This window comes from Flavobacterium sp. GT3P67 (genome assembly GCF_004349155.1).
GTDB lineage: Bacteria > Bacteroidota > Bacteroidia > Flavobacteriales > Flavobacteriaceae > Flavobacterium > Flavobacterium ranwuense.
In genome coordinates this window covers 146,757-164,603 of sequence record NZ_SMLF01000008.1, presented here as the reverse complement: position 1 = coordinate 164,603, position 17,847 = coordinate 146,757, and the positions used below count along the sequence as shown (strand labels likewise).

Genomic DNA, 17,847 nt, shown 5'->3' with positions numbered 1-17,847 from the left:
AAACATAACTCCTAGTAATGGCTAAAGATAATAATCCAAATTCGAATAAGTTTAAAATAAGCCCTTGGTTAATTTATACTGCAATATTATTAATTTTCTTGTTTATAAGTTTTATAACTGGCGGTTCTAGTTTAAACGAGCCTGGTCAATTAACTTCTTCTAAATTTAACGATTATTTAGAAAAAGGCCAGATCGAAAAAGTTATAGTTTACAATAAAACAGAAGCTGAAGTTTTTCTAAATGCAACAGCATTGAAAGTTGCAGCACACAAAAAAGTTTCTAAAGACGTTTTTGACAGACCCAACAAAGGGCCTCATTATACTTTTGATATTGGTAACGACCAGATTTTCCAAAACAAACTGGAAAAGGCAGTTGCTGAAGGCAAATTGAAAGATTTTAATTTCTTACCAAAAAATAATTGGTCGGATATTTTAATCAGTTTATTGCCAATCATTATTATCATTGCTGTTTGGATATTTATCATGAGAAAAATGTCCGGTGGTGGCGCTGGCGGCGGTGGCGGACAGATTTTTAATATTGGAAAATCTAAAGCCAAACTTTTTGACGAAAAAACAGATATCAAAACTACTTTTAAAGATGTAGCCGGTTTAGAAGGGGCAAAAGAAGAGATACAAGAAATTGTTGAATTCCTGAAAAATCCTGAAAAATACACTAATCTGGGTGGAAAAATACCAAAAGGAGCTTTACTGGTTGGACCTCCGGGAACTGGAAAAACCTTATTGGCAAAAGCTGTAGCTGGTGAAGCGCAAGTACCATTCTTCTCTTTATCCGGTTCTGATTTTGTTGAAATGTTTGTAGGTGTGGGTGCATCACGTGTGCGTGATTTATTCAAACAAGCCAAAGAAAAATCTCCAGCCATTATATTTATTGACGAAATTGACGCAGTAGGTAGAGCTAGAGGAAAAAGCAATATGTCCGGTGGAAATGACGAACGTGAGAATACATTAAACCAATTATTGACAGAAATGGACGGTTTTGGTACTAATTCTAATGTAATTGTTTTGGCTGCGACAAACAGAGCTGATGTATTGGACAAAGCATTAATGCGTGCAGGTCGTTTTGACCGACAAATATTTGTAGACTTACCAGACATTCGTGAACGTGCTGAAATTTTCAAAGTACATTTAGCGCCTTTAAAAAAAGTAGAAGGATTGGATACTGACTTTTTAGCCAAACAAACTCCAGGTTTTTCTGGTGCTGATATTGCAAATGTGTGTAATGAAGCTGCTTTGATTGCCGCTAGAAATAACAAAACTGCGGTTGACAAACAAGATTTCCTTGATGCTGTTGACAGAATTGTAGGTGGTCTTGAAAAGAAAAATAAAATTGTAACTCCTGATGAAAAGAAAGCGATTGCTATTCATGAAGCAGGACACGCAACTGTAAGTTGGATGCTGGAACATGCAGCTCCATTAATTAAAGTAACCATTGTTCCTAGAGGACAAAGTTTAGGCGCCGCTTGGTATTTGCCAGAAGAACGTTTAATTGTTCGCCCGGATCAAATGCTGGACGAAATGTGTGCTACAATGGGTGGAAGAGCTGCTGAAAAAGTAACTTTCGACAGAATTTCGACTGGTGCATTAAGCGACTTAGAAAAAGTGACCAAACAAGCCCGCGCTATGGTAACTGTTTATGGTTTGAATGAAAAAATTGGAAACGTAACCTATTACGATTCAACTGGACAAAGTGAATACAATTTTTCTAAACCATATTCAGAAGAAACGGCTAGAATTATTGACGAAGAAATCTCATTACTAATTGAAAGTCAATACCAAAGAGCGATTCAAATATTAGAAGAAAATAAAGACAAACTGAATCAACTGGCAAATATCTTAATCGAGAAAGAAGTCATTTTTAAAGATGATTTAGAAGCTATTTTTGGAAAAAGAACATTTGATAAAAATCTTGAGGAGGTCGTATCTTAGAAAACACATAAATTATTTAATTATTTTTAAAATCTTAATTCAAAAACTACTTTTGAATTAAGATTTTTTTATCTTTGGACGTTTTCAAATAACAAATTATAGTATTTTACAAAAATATGAGTCTTTTTAGAAAAATTTTTGGTTCAAGCAATCCGGCTTCTGAGGAAGATCAAGAAAGTGAATTTAGTAAATCCCATACTGATAATGCAACCTCTATAGATGAAAAATTCATCTACAATTTTAAAAAAAATGGTGGTAAATTTTTGTATTGCGAAAATTCGGAAGAAGTAAAAGAACAATTTGAAAATATATTGGAAGAAAATGATTGGTTTGAAAGCGAAGTTTTATGTTATGAACCAAACCTTTTTGGAATGCTTGATGATAATAAACTTACCTACGACAAGCCTGTAAACCCTAAGTTTCTTATTGCGAGTTGTGAAAATTTAATTGCTGATGAAGGTTCTATCCTTTTCTCGTCAAAACAAATTAAACAAAACAAACCTAACGAGTTACCTACCAATATTATCATTATAGCGAATACAAGCCAAATACTTGCTGCAAAAAGCGATGGACTTAGCGCGATAAAAAAGAAATACGAAAGAGATTATCCTACCAACATTACTACAATCAAATATTTCGAGAAAGCTAAAGAAGAAGATTTTACACAATACGGAAGTTCAGCAAAAAATCTATATTTATTGCTTTTAGAAGATCTTTAATATGAATGAAACTCTAAAACGGGCTATATCAGGAGCTATTTATATTATATTACTACTCGCTTCTATTTTATATTCCACTGAAAGCTTTTTTATTCTTTTTGGCATCTTTCTTATTATTACAGTTTATGAATTTTGCAATTTAATCCAAATACATAAAGTATTTCCAATTCTTTTTGGAACAGCCTTATACTCGATAGTAACTTTGGTAAGCCATTACAATCAAATTACCACAGATACTATCAATCAAATATTCAATACTGATTTAGAAATAGCAGTAAATATTCAAAAATTAGATGTCGTTTTATTGGTTATAGCATTAGTCGTATCCATAAAGTGTATCCTTTTTTTATTTTATGATAACATTCAAAAAATAAGTACTTCATCAAAATACCTCTATTTATTAGGATATATTATACTCCCATTTGTATTTATCACAAAAATTTCATTCGGAATAAGTGATTATAATCCAAAAATTATAATTGGATTATTTATCTTGATCTGGACCAATGATACTTTTGCTTACATTGTAGGTAAATCTATGGGGCGAACCAAATTATTTGAAAAAATATCCCCTAAAAAAACAATTGAAGGGTTCATAGGCGGAATCATTTTTGCAGTTTTGGCGGGTTATTTAATATCAAAATACTACATAAAAGCCAATCCTGAATTTAGCGACAGATCCATTCTGATTTGGACTTCTATTGCTGTTATTGTTGGAATAGCTGGTACTATCGGAGACTTAATCGAATCTAAATTCAAGCGTATTGCAGGCGTAAAAGACAGCGGAAACATAATGCCTGGCCATGGGGGTATACTAGATCGATTAGATAGTGTTATATTTGTAGCACCAATTATATTTTTATTTTACCAAATTTTAAACTATGTTTCATAAAGAAGGAACCCAATCTATTTTATTAGCTACAATTTTCACGGCTGTTGTCCTTTTATTGACAGACAATTTTATTGACACGAGCTGGATTAAAATGACTATCCAATTAGCAACTTTGTTGTTTTTGATAATCATTTTGCAATTTTTCAGAAATCCAAAACGCACCGTTATTCTAAACGAAAATCACATCATTGCTCCTGTAGATGGAAAAGTGGTTGTCATCGAAGAGGTTTACGAAGGAGAGTATTTTAAAGACAAACGTTTGCAGATTTCTATATTTATGTCGCCAATAAATGTGCATGTCACTCGTTATCCAATTAGTGGATTGGTAAAATTCAGCAAATACCACCCGGGTAAATTCTTGGTGGCTTGGCATCCAAAAGCGAGCGAAGAAAACGAAAGAACAACCATAGTGGTTGAAAATAAAACCTTTGGTGAAATTTTATACCGTCAAATTGCAGGTGCATTGGCAAAAAGAATTGTAAATTATGCCGAACAGGGAATGCAGGTAGTTCAAGGAACGGATGCCGGTTTTATAAAATTTGGTTCAAGAGTAGATATCTTTTTACCATTGGGAACACAAGTAAATGTTGTATTGAATCAAAAAGCAATCGGAGGAAAAACTATTATTGCTACAAAATAAGCATGATTAAAAAAGATTTAGATACTCAGTTTTTAGAAGCGGTAGAAATAGCCTCTGAAATGACACAGGCATCTTTACCTCAAGATGTACAATTGCGTCTTTATGCTTTCTATAAACAAGCTACTTTTGGAACTTTAGATTTAAAACAAACTTCTTCATACCATTTGAGAGATGCTTTTAAAACCAATGCCTGGATGCAAATTAGCCATCTTACTCCAGAACAAGCCAAAGAAGAATACATAGAAATGATTCATTTACTGATCAAAAAATAATACAAATTATGAGATCGCCATGATTCCAAATCACAAACAGGAATAAAGAATGGCGATACCATATTCCGCTAAAAAACAAATATTATCTTCATATGAAAAATCTGAATCTTTTAATTTCTGTTTTATTTTTGTTTATAACTTTACTTTCTTGCAATAATAAGAAATTAACTGAGGTTGTCGAAGTCCCTTTACCTACAACTGAACAAACTGTTGCCGTCATGGGATCTCCCGATGATGTAAAAGCAGAAGAAGGTTCTTTTCAGCTAGAAAAATTACCTTACGCTTATAATGCGTTGGCTCCAAATATATCTGCTACTACTTTAGAAATGCATTATTCTAAGCATTATCTTACCTATACTAACAATTTGAATAAAGCTGTATTAGGAACGCCTTTAGAGAATTTGACAATCGAAGAAGTATTGTCAAAATTAGACCCTAACGATGCTGCTCTTCGTAACAATGCTGGTGGATTTTATAATCATTCTTTATATTGGAAATGTATGGCTCCAAAAGCAGGAGGCGAACCAACAAATGCTTTAGCTGAAGGAATTACCAAAGATTTTGGCTCATTTGAAAACTTTACTACTTTATTCAAAGAGGAAGCTACAAAACAATTTGGTTCCGGTTGGGCATGGCTTGTGGTTGACAGAACTGGAAAACTTCAGGTAACCAGCACTTCAAATCAGGATAATCCTTTGATGCGAAATGCACTTATTCCCGGAACACCAATATTAGCTTTAGATGTATGGGAACATGCTTATTATCTGGATTACCAATACCGAAGAAAAAATTATATCGACGCATTTTTCAATGTAATCAACTGGAAAAAAGTAGAAGAAAATTACGAAGCTGTTTTAGTAAAATAGCTTTACCTTTTAATTATAAAAAATGCTGATATAAATTTATATCAGCATTTTTTTTTACCGTTTTGTTATTACAAAAACTCTATTTACAATTGATAAATAAACGATTCTGATGGAGCGATTGTAATTTGTGCTTTACCTTCACCTTTCAATACCTTCAATTGAACCGAACTTTTCTTGTATAATTGATCCGTTACTGTATAATTCCCATCTTTCAAATTCCATTTTTGAATGATATCAGAAGGAATTTTTAATTCGAAATTACTGCTGGTAAGCCAAGAAAAATTAGTGACAATTATTAGTTTTTGAGTATCTGACCAACGCGTGAATGCATAAATTCCAGAATCGTACCCTTGAGTTGTTTGACGATTTATCGTTTGAATTTCTTGATATTTCCCCATTAGCCCCGAACTATTCAATGAGAAATTCAATACTCTTTTGTAAAAATCACGCAACTCATTTTCATCTTTAGTTAATTGCCCCCCATCAAATTTCCCTCCGTTCATCCAGCGTTGATGATTAGGAACTCCAATATAATCGAAGATTGACGTTCTGGAATGGGTTCCAAATCCTGCATTTTCATTCCCTGCCTCTCCTACTTCTTGACCAAAATAAACCATCGTAGGCGAAGTGCTTACTGTAGTAGAAACTACCATCAGAGGCTTTCCTTTTTCTGGCGTTCCCGCAAATTCCGGACTTGCCAAACGTTGTTCATCATGATTATCCAGAAAATGTAGCATGTGATGTTCAATATCTGCCATTCCGTTTTGTATGTCTGATAATCCATCAGGCAATGATTTTCCCTGAATAATATCTTTTAATTTATCATAGGTTTCTACTTTATCATACAAATAATCCATTTTACCCAAATGAATGTAATTTCTATATTCTTTAGGATTATAGACTTCGGCTAATAAAAAAGCATTCGGATTTTTTGTTTTAATTGCTGAATTCATATAGCTCCAAAATTCATACGGCACCATTTCGGCCATATCAAATCTAAAACCGTCAACTCCTTTAGCCGTCCAATACAAAGCAATGTCTTTAAATTTATTCCAAGAATCCGGAACGTCTTTTCCTTTCCAAAAAGCATAATGTTCTTGATAGGATTTGGTGTCAAAACCAGCAGGAAGTTCTGGAAAATCTTTGGAGCCATCCGGACGAATACCGTAATTTACTTTGATGGTTTCATACCAATCATTACGATCTGGTTTTGCCATACGAGAACCATTACCGGTCCATTTTGCTGGATTTTCTTCAAATTCACCATCTATTAACGGATTTTTTTCTCCATTTAATGGCTTATCCGTATTAGGTACTTCAAAATGCGTATTTGGAATATAATAGAAATTATTGTCTCTTTTGTATTCAACAGTTGTGTCATCATCAACTCCAAAATCTCTAACACCTACCGGATTATTCTTTCCTTCATATTTACGGGCAATATGATTGGGAACAATATCGATTATAACCTTTAATCCCGCTTTGTGTGTTCGCGCAATTAAAGCTTCAAATTCCTGCAAACGATTCGCTGGATTTACAGCTAAATCTGGATTTACATTGTAATAATCTTTCACGGCATACGGAGAACCTGCCCGTCCTTTTACCACTTCCGGGTCATCATTTGAAATCCCAATAGCCGAATAATCGCGTATCAAAGCATGATGTGGAACTCCGGTGTACCAAATATAAGTAACTCCCAAATCCTTTATTTCCTGTAATGCGATATCCGTAAAATCGTTGAACTTCCCTACTCCATTTTCTTCAATTGTTCCCCAAGGTTTATTAGTGGTATTTTTATTTCCGAATAATCGGGTAAAAACCTGATACACCACTTCTTTTTTATTTGAGACTGACTCTTTCTGTTCTACATTCATTTTAAACTCTTTCGTTTTACAAGCTGTTACTAAAAGCACCATGCTTATCCCTGCAACAATATTTATTTTTTTCATCGTATAAAATTATTTATGCTGATTTCAATCCTTTTTATATCAAAATGAGTATCAATTTTTAAATTTAATATTTTTTAAATAAAAGAAGTCTATATCGTTTGGAATTAAATAATTCTGCTTTTAAAAACAGACACTACAACGAAGGAGTTCTATTATTTGTTGATAACTTTAAAATTATATCTGCTGTTTTTTTGGACACCTTTTGGCTAATTATAAATATATCCTAATATGGATTAGGATTGTTTCCTTTTTCCTAAATTTGACAAAAATTAAATCCATTGAAGAAATCGTTATTTTTCCTTCGTTATTGTTTGATACTGCTTGTTACTAATTTAGTTTTGGCGCAAGCACCAAAAAAAATTATTGTAGAACATTCCGATTTTTTTGATGTCAATCAAATCGAAGCTCCAGATGCTGCTTTGCTTACGGGAAACGTACGTATTAATCATGATGGCGTGGTAATGACCTGTAATAAAGCCTATTATTTTAAAAAAGAAAACTATATCAAGGCTTTTGGAAATGTACAAATGGTGCAAGGCGATACTTTATTTTTGAACAGTAAATACGCGGAATACAATGGAAATGTAAAAAAAGCACTTGCTTCCGGAGATGCCGTGATGAGTTCCCCAGATGCGACTTTGGTAACAGATATTATTAATTTTGATCGAAACACACAGGAAGTATTTTACGATACGCCGGGGACAATTACCAATAAAGACAACACATTAAAAAGCAATTCAGGAAGATATTATGTGAAACAAAAGAAATTCCAATTCCTGACTGCGGTTACCATCACAAATCCAACGTATGTGATAAAATCAAATCATTTGGATTATTTCAGTAATTCCGGGCATTCCTATCTTTTTGGACCTTCAACAATTACCAGTAAAGCCAATTATATTTATACCGAAAAAGGGTTTTATGATACCAAAAAAAATCTGGCACATTTCCTGAATAAATCTTATATCAGATACGATGATCGGGTGATTAAAGGCGATAGTTTGTATTATGACCGAAATAGGGAATTTGCATCGGCAACACGAAATGTAAAAATAACGGATTCCATCAATCGCGGAATCGTAAAAGGACATTATGCCGAAGTGTATAAAAAACTGGATTCTATGTATGTGACTAAAAGAGCCGTTGCGGTGAATTTTGTCGAAAATGACTCGGTTTACATACACGGAAAAAAATTAATGGTTACCGGAAAAGAAGGAAACAGAATCATACGAGCGTTCAATAATGTCCGATTTTTCAAAACTGATATGAGCGGAAAATGTGATTCGATTCATTCGAGTTCCAAAACTGCTTTGACGAAAATGATTGGTAATCCGATACTATGGAACGCAGAAAACCAAATCACAGGCGATGTAATGCATCTTATAGGCGACAACAACACCCAAAAACTAGATTCATTAAAAGTCCTCAATAATACGTTCATAGTCTCCAAAGACACAATAGGAACCGGCTACAATCAAGTCAAGGGACAAAATCTATATGGTAAATTTGAGGAAGGAAAACTACATGATGTCGATATTGTAAAAAATGCCGAAGTCATCTATTACATGCGAAACGAAGCCCAAGAACTTATTGGTATCAATAAGAATGTGAGCAGTAAAATCAATCTTATTTTAGAAAAAAATGAGATCGAAACCATCACCTTTTTTCAGCAAGTGGATGGCGATATTTACCCTGAAAAAGACTTGCCAGAAAATGCCCGAAAACTACGAGGATTAGTCTGGCGTGGTGATGAACGAATAAAATCCAAGGACGATATTTTTCCTCCTGAGGAAAATGAAGATAACGATAAAATAGCTAAAGCAACCAAATCAGCTGAAACTAAAGAAGATGTACCTATGAAAATTAGAAAAGAAACGCTGAATTACGATAAGAAGAAAGGGAAAAAATAGTGTTCAGTAATCAGTTGCAGTGTCCAGTCACAATTCTCTCAAATTAACAAATAAACGATTAAACAAATAACCGTGAATTCCGATTTCTTAAAATACCAAGCGCAAACCTCACCGTATCCATTGGGTATGGAAGTTTCTCACGCTGTAGGTTCTTATATTTACGATACCAATTCTAAGAAATATTTGGATTTTGTGGCTGGAGTTTCCGCTTGTACATTGGGACACCAACACCCAAGAGTCAATCAAGCCATCAAAGATCAATTAGATAAATATTCTCACGTCATGGTTTATGGCGAATATTCCCAAAGTCCGGCGGTTCAGTACTGCAAATTACTGGCCTCGCTCCTGCCCGTACCTTTAGATAAAACCTATTTGGTCAATTCAGGAACAGAAGCCATTGAAGGCGCCTTAAAACTCGCCAGAAGAACCACAGGAAGAAGCCAACTAATTTCGTGTCATAACGCGTACCATGGCAATACCATGGGTTCTATGAGCGTCATGGGATTTGAAGAACGCAAGCAAATCTTTCGGCCGTTGATTCCTGATGTTGATTTTATCACCTTCAACAACGAAGATGATTTACAAAAAATCACCACCAAAACCGCAGGAATTATTCTGGAAACCATTCAAGGTGGCGCCGGATTTATTCAGCCACACAATGATTTTCTTAAAAAAGTGCGCCAACGCTGCACTGAAGTGGGCGCGATGATGATTCTCGACGAAATTCAACCAGGCTTCGGGAGAACAGGAAAACTTTTCGGTTTCCAAAATTACGATGTCGTTCCTGATATTGTAGTTATGGGAAAAGGAATGGGCGGCGGCATGCCTGTAGGCGCTTTTACAGCTTCGTCTGCTATGATGGATTTGTTGAGCCATGATCCAAAACTGGGTCATATCACGACTTTCGGAGGTCACCCTGTCATTGCGTCAGCCTGCTTGGCGACTTTGCAGGAAATTACTGAGACCAATCTCATGGCCGAAGTGATGCAGAAAGAAAAGCTATTCAGATCACTTTTGGTACATCCTTTGATAGTAGATATTAGAGGAAAAGGATTGATGCTGGCTGCAATGACCAAAAGTGCCGATATAACAAACGAAGTGATTCTCAAATGTCAAGACAAAGGACTCATTTTATTCTGGTTATTATTTGAAGGATGCGCCATTAGGATAACACCTCCTCTTACCATTTCTGAAGAAGAAATACGAGAAGGTTGCGGCATCATACTTGAAGTAATGGATGAAATTTTGAACAAGAATTAATAGTTAAAAATATAGCAATTGGGAGCTATTTCCTGCTATCCGTTATAATCTTTTACTTTTTTAAAGAAAAAAATAAAAGGATTTCCACTCTTATCAGGGCTATGGCTTCAGTATTAAACCAAAGCTTTTTTTGTTAATTAAATTGTTCACAACAATTCTAACTTTCCCTCACATTATAAGCACGATTACCTAAATTTATTTAGGCCAAATTAAAAACACACAGTATGCAATTAAGCAACGAAGAAGAAGACTATAACTTATCCCTGTCTAAATTTGAGTCCATGTTGAAAACCAACAAAGTACTCTTTTTTGACTCCGAAGAATTTGAAGAAATTATTCTTCATTATCTCGATATGGGTAAGGCCGCTTTGGCAAAAAAAGCACTGAAACTGGCATTGGAACAACATCCAAAATCTACCGGACTAAAATTAGTTCAAGTGGAAATGTTAGTCTATGATGACAAACTCGAATTGGCTGAAAAGCTATTGAATGAGTTGTACGCCATTGAACCAACCAATGAAGAAATTTACATTCAAAAAGCCAATATCTGCTCCAAAAGAGACCAACACGAAAAGGCAGTTGAATTACTAAGAATAGCTTTAAAATACACTGATGATTATGCCGATGTCTATAATTTGATAGGCATGGAATATCTTTTTATGGACAATCTTGAAATGGCAAAAGAAAGCTTTATCAAGTGTTTAGAGGAAGATCTGGAAGACCAATCAGCATTGTATAACGTAGTGTATTGTTTTGAATTTTTAGATCAAAACCAAGAAGCTATTACCTATTTAAACAAATACATTGACAAAAACCCATACAGTGAAATCGCCTGGCATCAACTGGGGCGTTTGCATTATGGCGTTAAAGAATATGAAAATGCGATTCGCGCCTTTGATTATGCCACTTTAATCGATGATGAATTCCTTGGTGCTTTCATGGAAAAAGCAAAAGCGTACGAACGATTAAAAAAATACGATGAAGCTATAGAAAGCTACAGCAGAACCATTGAATTAGATGATGCGACTTCGTATGCTTTACTCCGAATGGGGAAATGCTATGAAAGATTAGGAAACAAAGCTTTAGCATTAAAATATTTCAATCAAACCGTGCATGAAGATCCACTTTTAGATAAAGGCTGGATTGCCATCACTGACTTTTACGTACGTCAAAAAAATTACCAAAAAGCGTTATTTTATGTCAACAAAGCATTAGCTATTGACAACCAAAATCGTTTGTATTGGAAACGCTTTGCGACTATTAATAAACAAATGAACTTCTTTGAAGAAGCTGAATTTGGATACAGAAAAGCAGTAGAATTTGGTGATTACGGATTAGACACTTGGTTATTCTGGGTAGATATTCTTCAGTTTTTAGGGGAATTCGAAAGTGCTATTCAAACGTTATTACAAGCTTCTGAGTATTTCCCGGAAGAGAATGAAATCGAATACCGTTTGGCAGGATTGTATTTTATGCTAACGGATAATACAAAAGCAAAATTCCATTTGAGCAATGCCTTACGATTGAATTTTGACAATTATATCCTTTTAGAAGATTTATTCCCGGTAGTTTGGGCAAAAAAAATGGTACAGAATTATATTGCAAAACATAAAAAATAATAATGGTTGACATAGTTAGAAAACGCTTTGGATTATTAGGACGTAACATTAATTATTCTTTTTCTAAAGGATATTTTACCGATAAATTTAATAGCGAAAATTTTGCAGGTTGTACCTATGAAAATTTTGATATTCCCGAGATAACTGCCTTTCCAGAGGTAATTAAAAACACTTCGGATTTAAAAGGAATGAATGTTACCATTCCGTATAAGGAAACAGTAATTCCGTTTTTGGATAAATTATCTAAAAAAGCGGAATTAATTGGCGCTGTAAATACCATAAAAATCACCAAAAAAGGAAAGTTGAAAGGCTATAATACGGATTATTATGGTTTTAAAAAATCACTAGAACCGTTATTGCAACCGCACCATAAAAAAGCCCTGATTTTAGGCACAGGCGGCGCTTCTAAAGGAGTGGCGTATGCATTGGACGAACTGGATATTCCGTACACTTTTGTTTCCAGAGAAGCCAAAGAAAATGCAATCGACTATAACCGAATCAACGCAACTACATTCGATAATTACCAAATCATAATTAACTCGACTCCCGTAGGAACAAGTCCTAATGTGGAGGCATTTCCGTTACTTCCGTATGAGTTTTTTACGGAGAAGCACATTGCGTTTGACTTGATTTACAATCCCGCCGAAACGCAATTCCTTAAAAAAGCCAAACAACAAGGAGCACAAATCAAAAACGGTTTGGATATGCTCATTTTTCAAGCGGAAAAAGCTTGGAAGATTTGGAATAAATAATCTAAATACAGCGTTTACTTCTTACACGTATTTGAGTACGTAAAAAAACACTCTTTTCGAGCGGTTTTTTGTTTGAAAGAAAACAAACTCGAAAAAAAAATCACACTTGAAACCTCAAAACTCTAGCCCTGATGGTAGCGGCATCCTTTTTTGTCTCGTTTTTCAGAGACAAAAAAGATACAGCGAACAGCAGGAAATTGCTACAAAAAAAACTATTTCCTAACCTAAAACGACTATAAATAAAGGATTTATTTTGAAATTTCATGCTCCTTTACTATCTTTCGTGTTCGTTAAAAAAAATAGGAACCTTACACATTGAAAAAATGTTAGAAGAAAAGAATGATAACCTGCTAGAGGCAGATGGAAATTTAGACCACAATTCTGTTGAATCTGCGCCATTAGAACCAGAAGTTTTGGAAACGGAAACTGTAGCGGAAACTAGTGACAGCGTTACAACTATTCCTGCGGAAGACAATGCAGCGACTCTCAATGGTGAAGAATTATTAGGTGTTGAACCTATTACAGAGACTGAAAACCAGACTGTACTAGATGCTATTACCGAAACAAATGCTGCCGAAAGTGAGGATGAAACGTTGAAGGAACGTCATGAAATTCCAATGCAGGATTATGATACCTTATCACTTGAAGCACTGGTAGACGAACTGAAAAGTTTAGTTTCCAATGAAAAAGCAATGTCATTTAAGGAGCATATTGAAGAAATCAAAAAAGCATTTTTGGCTAAATACAACCACCTTATTGATGAGAAAAAAGAGGAGTTTCTAGCAGAAAATCAAGACCCTAACGAAGATTTTCAATATCATTCTCCACTAAAAACAAATTTTGATAAATATTATTCTCTTTTTAGAGATACTAAAAATACCCATTTCAAGAGTTTACAAACGAATCTAAAAACGAATTTAGAAAACCGTTTGGCTATTGTTGAGGAATTGAAAGAGTTGATTAACCCACAGGAAAACATCAAAGACACTTTAAAACATTTTAATGATTTAAGAGAACGATGGAAAACTGCCGGACCAATTCCAAAAGATAAATACAACCACGTTTGGAACAATTTCCATTTTCATGTGGAAAATTTCTATGATTATCTGCATTTAGACCGAGAAGCCAGAGATTTAGATTTTAAACATAATTTAGAGCAAAAACAAAAAATTGTAGCGCGTGTTGAAGAATTGGTGAAGGAAGCTGATATTAACAAAGCGTTCAGAGAACTACAGGATTTACACAGGATTTGGAAAGAAGACATTGGGCCTGTTTCCAGAGAACATCGTGATGCGATTTGGAACAAGTTTAGCGATTTGACCAAACAAATGCATGATAAACGTGAAGTTTTGTTCGAGAATCAAAAAGGAACGGAACTTGAGAATTTAGAAAAGAAAAAAGAAATCATTGCCAAAATTGAAGTTTTAGCTACTGAAAAAGTAAATGCTCATACACAATGGCTTGCTCAAATAGAAAAAGTAGAAGCGTTGCGTACCGCTTTCTTCTCTGCCGGAAAAGTTCCATCGGATGTGAATGAGGAAACTTGGGCTAGTTTTAAAACTGCTGTCAGAAATTTTAATTCTTTCAAAAATTCATTTTACAAAGACATTAAAAAAGATCAAAACGACAATTTAAGCAAGAAAACAGCTCTTGTTGCCAAAGCCAAAGAGTTACAAGAAAGCCTTGATTTTGCTGTTACCACACCTATCATGAAACAAATTCAAGATGAGTGGAAACAGATAGGGCATGTGCCAAGAAAATATTCGGATAAAATCTGGAAAGAGTTTAAAGATGCCTGTAATCATTATTTTGACAAGTTAAAAGAGCAAAAGAATGAGGAAAACGGCGAAGAAGTAGAGGCATTTGATAATAAAAAATCCTACTTGGAAACGTTGAGAGAATTTCAATTGACCGGGGACCACAAAACAGATTTGGATGCTATCAAATTGCATATCGAAACTTGGAAAAACTTTGGAAAAGTACCTTTCCCAAGAAGACATATTGAAGGAAAATTTAATAAAATCTTAGATGCACTTTTTGAAAAATTGAGTTTGAGCAAAAAAGATACTGATATGATGCGTTTCGCTAATAGAATGGATCATCTGTCTGAAAGCAATGATACTCGAAAGCTGGATAACGAAAAGATTTTCTTAATGCGTAAAATTGATGAAGTTCAAAATGAAATTTTCCAATTGGAAAACAACATTCAATTCTTTACCAATACCAGAAATGCAAAAAAAGAAAATTCTATTGTGTTAGAAGTACGTAAAAATATCGCTATCCACAAAGAAAGCCTTGATGTTTGGAAAGAAAAATTAAAACAATTGAGAAATTTAAACCAACAGTAAATTTCAGTCCAAGTTAAAAAACAGAACCTCGATCTTAAATAGTTCGAGGTTTTTTTATGGAGAAAACCTATCTGAACCTAAACTTTAACTTTCATTTATTAGAAAAAATTATATAATCCGAGCGACAAATTTTAAATTTGCAAAATGAATTTGTTTCGAAAAACAGTTGTTTTTATTGGGCTTTTAATAGCGTTTTTATTTGCTTTTAGTGCAAATGAAAATTCCATTCATACCATTCAATTAGAAAAATCCAGCTCTTCGGTTTCTGTTGACAGCATTCATTCTTCAGATTTCTTACAACCGCAGGTAAGTAACACATTTACTTCCTATCATAAAACTCCAGATTATACGATTGCTAAATATCTAGAGAATTTTCTGATCGTAATTCCTGATTTTAAACTTTCTACATTCTTTATTCGTTTCGCGAAACAAGACATCAATCGTTGTGAGATGGTTTCGCTCCTACTCTTTCCTTTCCATTTTTTTTGGTGATTTGAAGCACTGATTCCGTAACTTATCTTCCTTTTTGAATTGATTCCTTTTGGTTTTCAGTTCAACTTATCATGCTTTACAAATAACTAAAAAATAAAAAAAATGGATACATCCGTAACTATAATTGGAATTATAATGACCGCATTAATGGGAATACCTCTTTTCTATGTGATTCGATCAAATTCGATTAACAAAACAAAAATCAAAGCCATAAAAACCAAGTTCAACCAAAACAATCGCTTTAATTTTGAATTAACCGAAACACAAAATAAAAAAGTCTTGGCATTAGACGAAAAAAACAAAGGATTTCTTTTGATAGATTTTAATGCAACGGAAGAAGTTGTTTCTTTTGTAGACTTAAATACGATTCAATCTTGCAAACTGGTTCCAACAACAGAGAATAATAGTGATACCATTCTAAAAATTGAATTTGAATTTCAACACAAAGAAGGTAAGAAAGTTGAATTGATTTCATTTTACAAAATTGAAAATGATCAAATTAATCAAGTTTGTTTGTATGAAGACCATCAACTAGCCAAAAAATGGGCAAGAATGATTCAGGATTGCATCACAATTTAACTAACTGGTATGTTCCGTAAAGAGGCTTTCGAAAGCCTCTTTTTTTTGTGAAAGTTTTTTCAACATGAAATTATTAATGCAGTTGCTTTACTTTTGATTAGCGTCAAAAAAATAATTTATAGAAAGTAATTCATCAGGATTTACATTATTCTTTCTTATTCATAACAAAATAATACACTGGAATTCCCAACGCAACAATACCCAATCCCAATCCTGTATTGAACGTATCATAAATCAGTAAAGTGAGGCATATTGCCACTGTTACAATAATATAAAGTGCCGGTACAATTGGATAGCCAACCGCTTTATAAGGCCTATCTGCATTTGGCTCTTTTTTTCTAAGGATAAAAACGCCCAAAATCGTCAATATATAAAACAACAATGACGCAAAAGTAGCATAGGTCAATAAATCCCCGAATTTTCCCGAAATACAAAGTACACAAGCCCAAATACATTGTACCCATAACGCTTTGGCCGGAACCTGGTTTTTATTGAGTTCAGTAGCTTGTTTAAAAAACAATCCATCTTTTGCCATTGCAAAAAACAATCTTCCTCCGGAAAGAATCAAACCGCTATTGCAACCAAAAGTGGAAACCATGATTAGGCCAGCCATAACAAAAACACTTACATTTCCCATAATCATACTTGCAGCGGCCGCTCCTACTCTATCATTACTGGCAAACATGATTCCGTTACCAGCAATATTGGCGGCGTTTGGAGTTCCCTGCATTGGCAACAAAGCCAAATAAGCAACATTCGCTAAAACATAAATAACGGTAACAATTAAGGTTCCGAGAAACAAACTTCGTGGAATATTCTTTTTCGGTTCTTTAATTTCTCCTGCAATAAAAGTGACATTATTCCAGGCATCACTTGAAAACAACGAGTTAATTATTGTTGCTCCTGCAGCGCCCAAAATAGCCATTCCAGCTAACTTTGTAACTGTAATTGTTCCGTCAGGATTAACAACCGTTTTACTGGCTTCCCACATATTTTCGAAATTATTGGACAAAACATCCGTTTGTAAACCAACATACAATCCTAAAACAATCAATGCAAAAAGCGCAATTAATTTAGCCGAAGTAAAGATCAGCTGAACAGTTTTTCCGCTTTCAACCCCTTTAGTATTAATGTACGTGAGCAGTATTATACTAAAAATAGCCAAAACTTTTTGGTACGAAAAAACAAATCCAGTACCAACTGTAAAAAGTGTATAATCCAGAACAGGGAAAAAGATAGCGGCATAATTAGCAAAAGTAACTGCAATCGCAGCAATAACTCCTGTTTGGATTACTGTAAAAACGGTCCAACCATACAGGAAAGAAACTAATCTTCCGTACGCGCGTTGTATATAAACGAATTGTCCTCCCGCATTGGGCATCATCCCTGCTAATTCACCATAACTCAATGCAGCAGCAACCGTGATTAATCCCGTTACCAACCAAATTACCAATAACCAAGCAGCAGATCCAATATCCCTGGCCATGGCTGAAGTAACAATGAAAATTCCGGATCCTATCATGGAACCGGCAACTAAACTCGTGGCGTCAATTAATCCTAAAGAACGTTTTAACTCGGTTTTATTTTCTGACATTGGATATTT

Annotated in this window: 15 protein-coding genes; 13 read left to right on the top strand and 2 right to left on the bottom strand. The window is 34.3% G+C overall.

Annotated elements, in window-relative coordinates:
• The first annotated feature begins 17 nt into the window (after positions 1-17).
• The 6 genes from ftsH to E0H99_RS13420 all read left to right on the top strand — a co-directional run bounded on the left by ftsH (position 18) and on the right by E0H99_RS13420 (position 5,335).
• Complete coding sequence (gene ftsH / locus E0H99_RS13445) at positions 18-1,946, top strand: ATP-dependent zinc metalloprotease FtsH (RefSeq protein WP_131996490.1); 1,929 nt, start codon at positions 18-20, stop codon at positions 1,944-1,946.
• A gap of 116 nt (positions 1,947-2,062) precedes the next feature.
• Positions 2,063-2,665, top strand: coding sequence for an LUD domain-containing protein (locus tag E0H99_RS13440; protein ID WP_131996487.1), 603 nt, complete (start codon positions 2,063-2,065; stop codon positions 2,663-2,665).
• A gap of 1 nt (position 2,666) precedes the next feature.
• Positions 2,667-3,557: a phosphatidate cytidylyltransferase gene (locus tag E0H99_RS13435; RefSeq protein WP_131996484.1), complete on the top strand. Its 891-nt coding sequence runs from the start codon at positions 2,667-2,669 to the stop codon at positions 3,555-3,557.
• Positions 3,547-4,197, top strand: coding sequence for a phosphatidylserine decarboxylase family protein (locus tag E0H99_RS13430; RefSeq protein WP_131996481.1), 651 nt, complete (start codon positions 3,547-3,549; stop codon positions 4,195-4,197). The genes E0H99_RS13435 and E0H99_RS13430 overlap by 11 nt, the downstream gene beginning before the upstream one ends.
• A gap of 2 nt (positions 4,198-4,199) precedes the next feature.
• Complete coding sequence (locus tag E0H99_RS13425) at positions 4,200-4,469, top strand: acyl-CoA-binding protein (protein ID WP_131996478.1); 270 nt, start codon at positions 4,200-4,202, stop codon at positions 4,467-4,469.
• Between the two features lie 92 nt (positions 4,470-4,561).
• Positions 4,562-5,335: a superoxide dismutase gene (locus tag E0H99_RS13420; protein WP_131996475.1), complete on the top strand. Its 774-nt coding sequence runs from the start codon at positions 4,562-4,564 to the stop codon at positions 5,333-5,335.
• A gap of 83 nt (positions 5,336-5,418) precedes the next feature.
• Here E0H99_RS13420 and E0H99_RS13415 read toward each other — a convergent pair whose 3' ends face one another.
• On the bottom strand, positions 5,419-7,284 hold the full coding sequence (locus tag E0H99_RS13415) for an alpha-amylase family protein (protein WP_131996472.1): 1,866 nt from the start codon (positions 7,282-7,284) through the stop codon (positions 5,419-5,421).
• 278 nt (positions 7,285-7,562) lie between these two features.
• On the opposite strand from E0H99_RS13415, the gene E0H99_RS13410 reads away from it, so the two are divergent.
• The 7 genes from E0H99_RS13410 (at position 7,563) to E0H99_RS13380 (ending at position 16,244) form a co-directional block, all read left to right on the top strand.
• Complete coding sequence (locus E0H99_RS13410) at positions 7,563-9,194, top strand: OstA-like protein (RefSeq protein ID WP_131996469.1); 1,632 nt, start codon at positions 7,563-7,565, stop codon at positions 9,192-9,194.
• A 72-nt stretch (positions 9,195-9,266) separates the two neighbouring features.
• Positions 9,267-10,454 carry an aspartate aminotransferase family protein gene (locus E0H99_RS13405; protein ID WP_131996466.1) on the top strand — a complete coding sequence of 396 codons (1,188 nt, stop codon included), beginning with the start codon at positions 9,267-9,269 and terminating at the stop codon, positions 10,452-10,454.
• Positions 10,455-10,678: 224 nt separating this feature from the next.
• Positions 10,679-12,073 (top strand): tetratricopeptide repeat protein, encoded by a 1,395-nt coding sequence (locus tag E0H99_RS13400; protein WP_131996463.1) that lies wholly within the window; start codon positions 10,679-10,681, stop codon positions 12,071-12,073.
• 2 nt (positions 12,074-12,075) lie between these two features.
• Positions 12,076-12,825, top strand: coding sequence for a shikimate dehydrogenase family protein (locus tag E0H99_RS13395; RefSeq protein ID WP_131996460.1), 750 nt, complete (start codon positions 12,076-12,078; stop codon positions 12,823-12,825).
• Between the two features lie 323 nt (positions 12,826-13,148).
• Positions 13,149-15,173, top strand: a complete 2,025-nt coding sequence (locus E0H99_RS13390; protein WP_131996457.1) for a DUF349 domain-containing protein — start codon at positions 13,149-13,151, stop codon at positions 15,171-15,173.
• A 144-nt stretch (positions 15,174-15,317) separates the two neighbouring features.
• Positions 15,318-15,665 carry a hypothetical protein gene (locus E0H99_RS13385; RefSeq protein ID WP_131996454.1) on the top strand — a complete coding sequence of 116 codons (348 nt, stop codon included), beginning with the start codon at positions 15,318-15,320 and terminating at the stop codon, positions 15,663-15,665.
• A gap of 102 nt (positions 15,666-15,767) precedes the next feature.
• A complete protein-coding gene (locus tag E0H99_RS13380) occupies positions 15,768-16,244 on the top strand; it encodes a hypothetical protein (RefSeq protein ID WP_131996451.1) in 477 nt (158 codons plus the stop codon).
• Between the two features lie 145 nt (positions 16,245-16,389).
• Here E0H99_RS13380 and E0H99_RS13375 read toward each other — a convergent pair whose 3' ends face one another.
• Positions 16,390-17,838, bottom strand: coding sequence for an APC family permease (locus E0H99_RS13375; RefSeq protein ID WP_131996448.1), 1,449 nt, complete (start codon positions 17,836-17,838; stop codon positions 16,390-16,392).
• Positions 17,839-17,847: the final 9 nt, after the last annotated feature.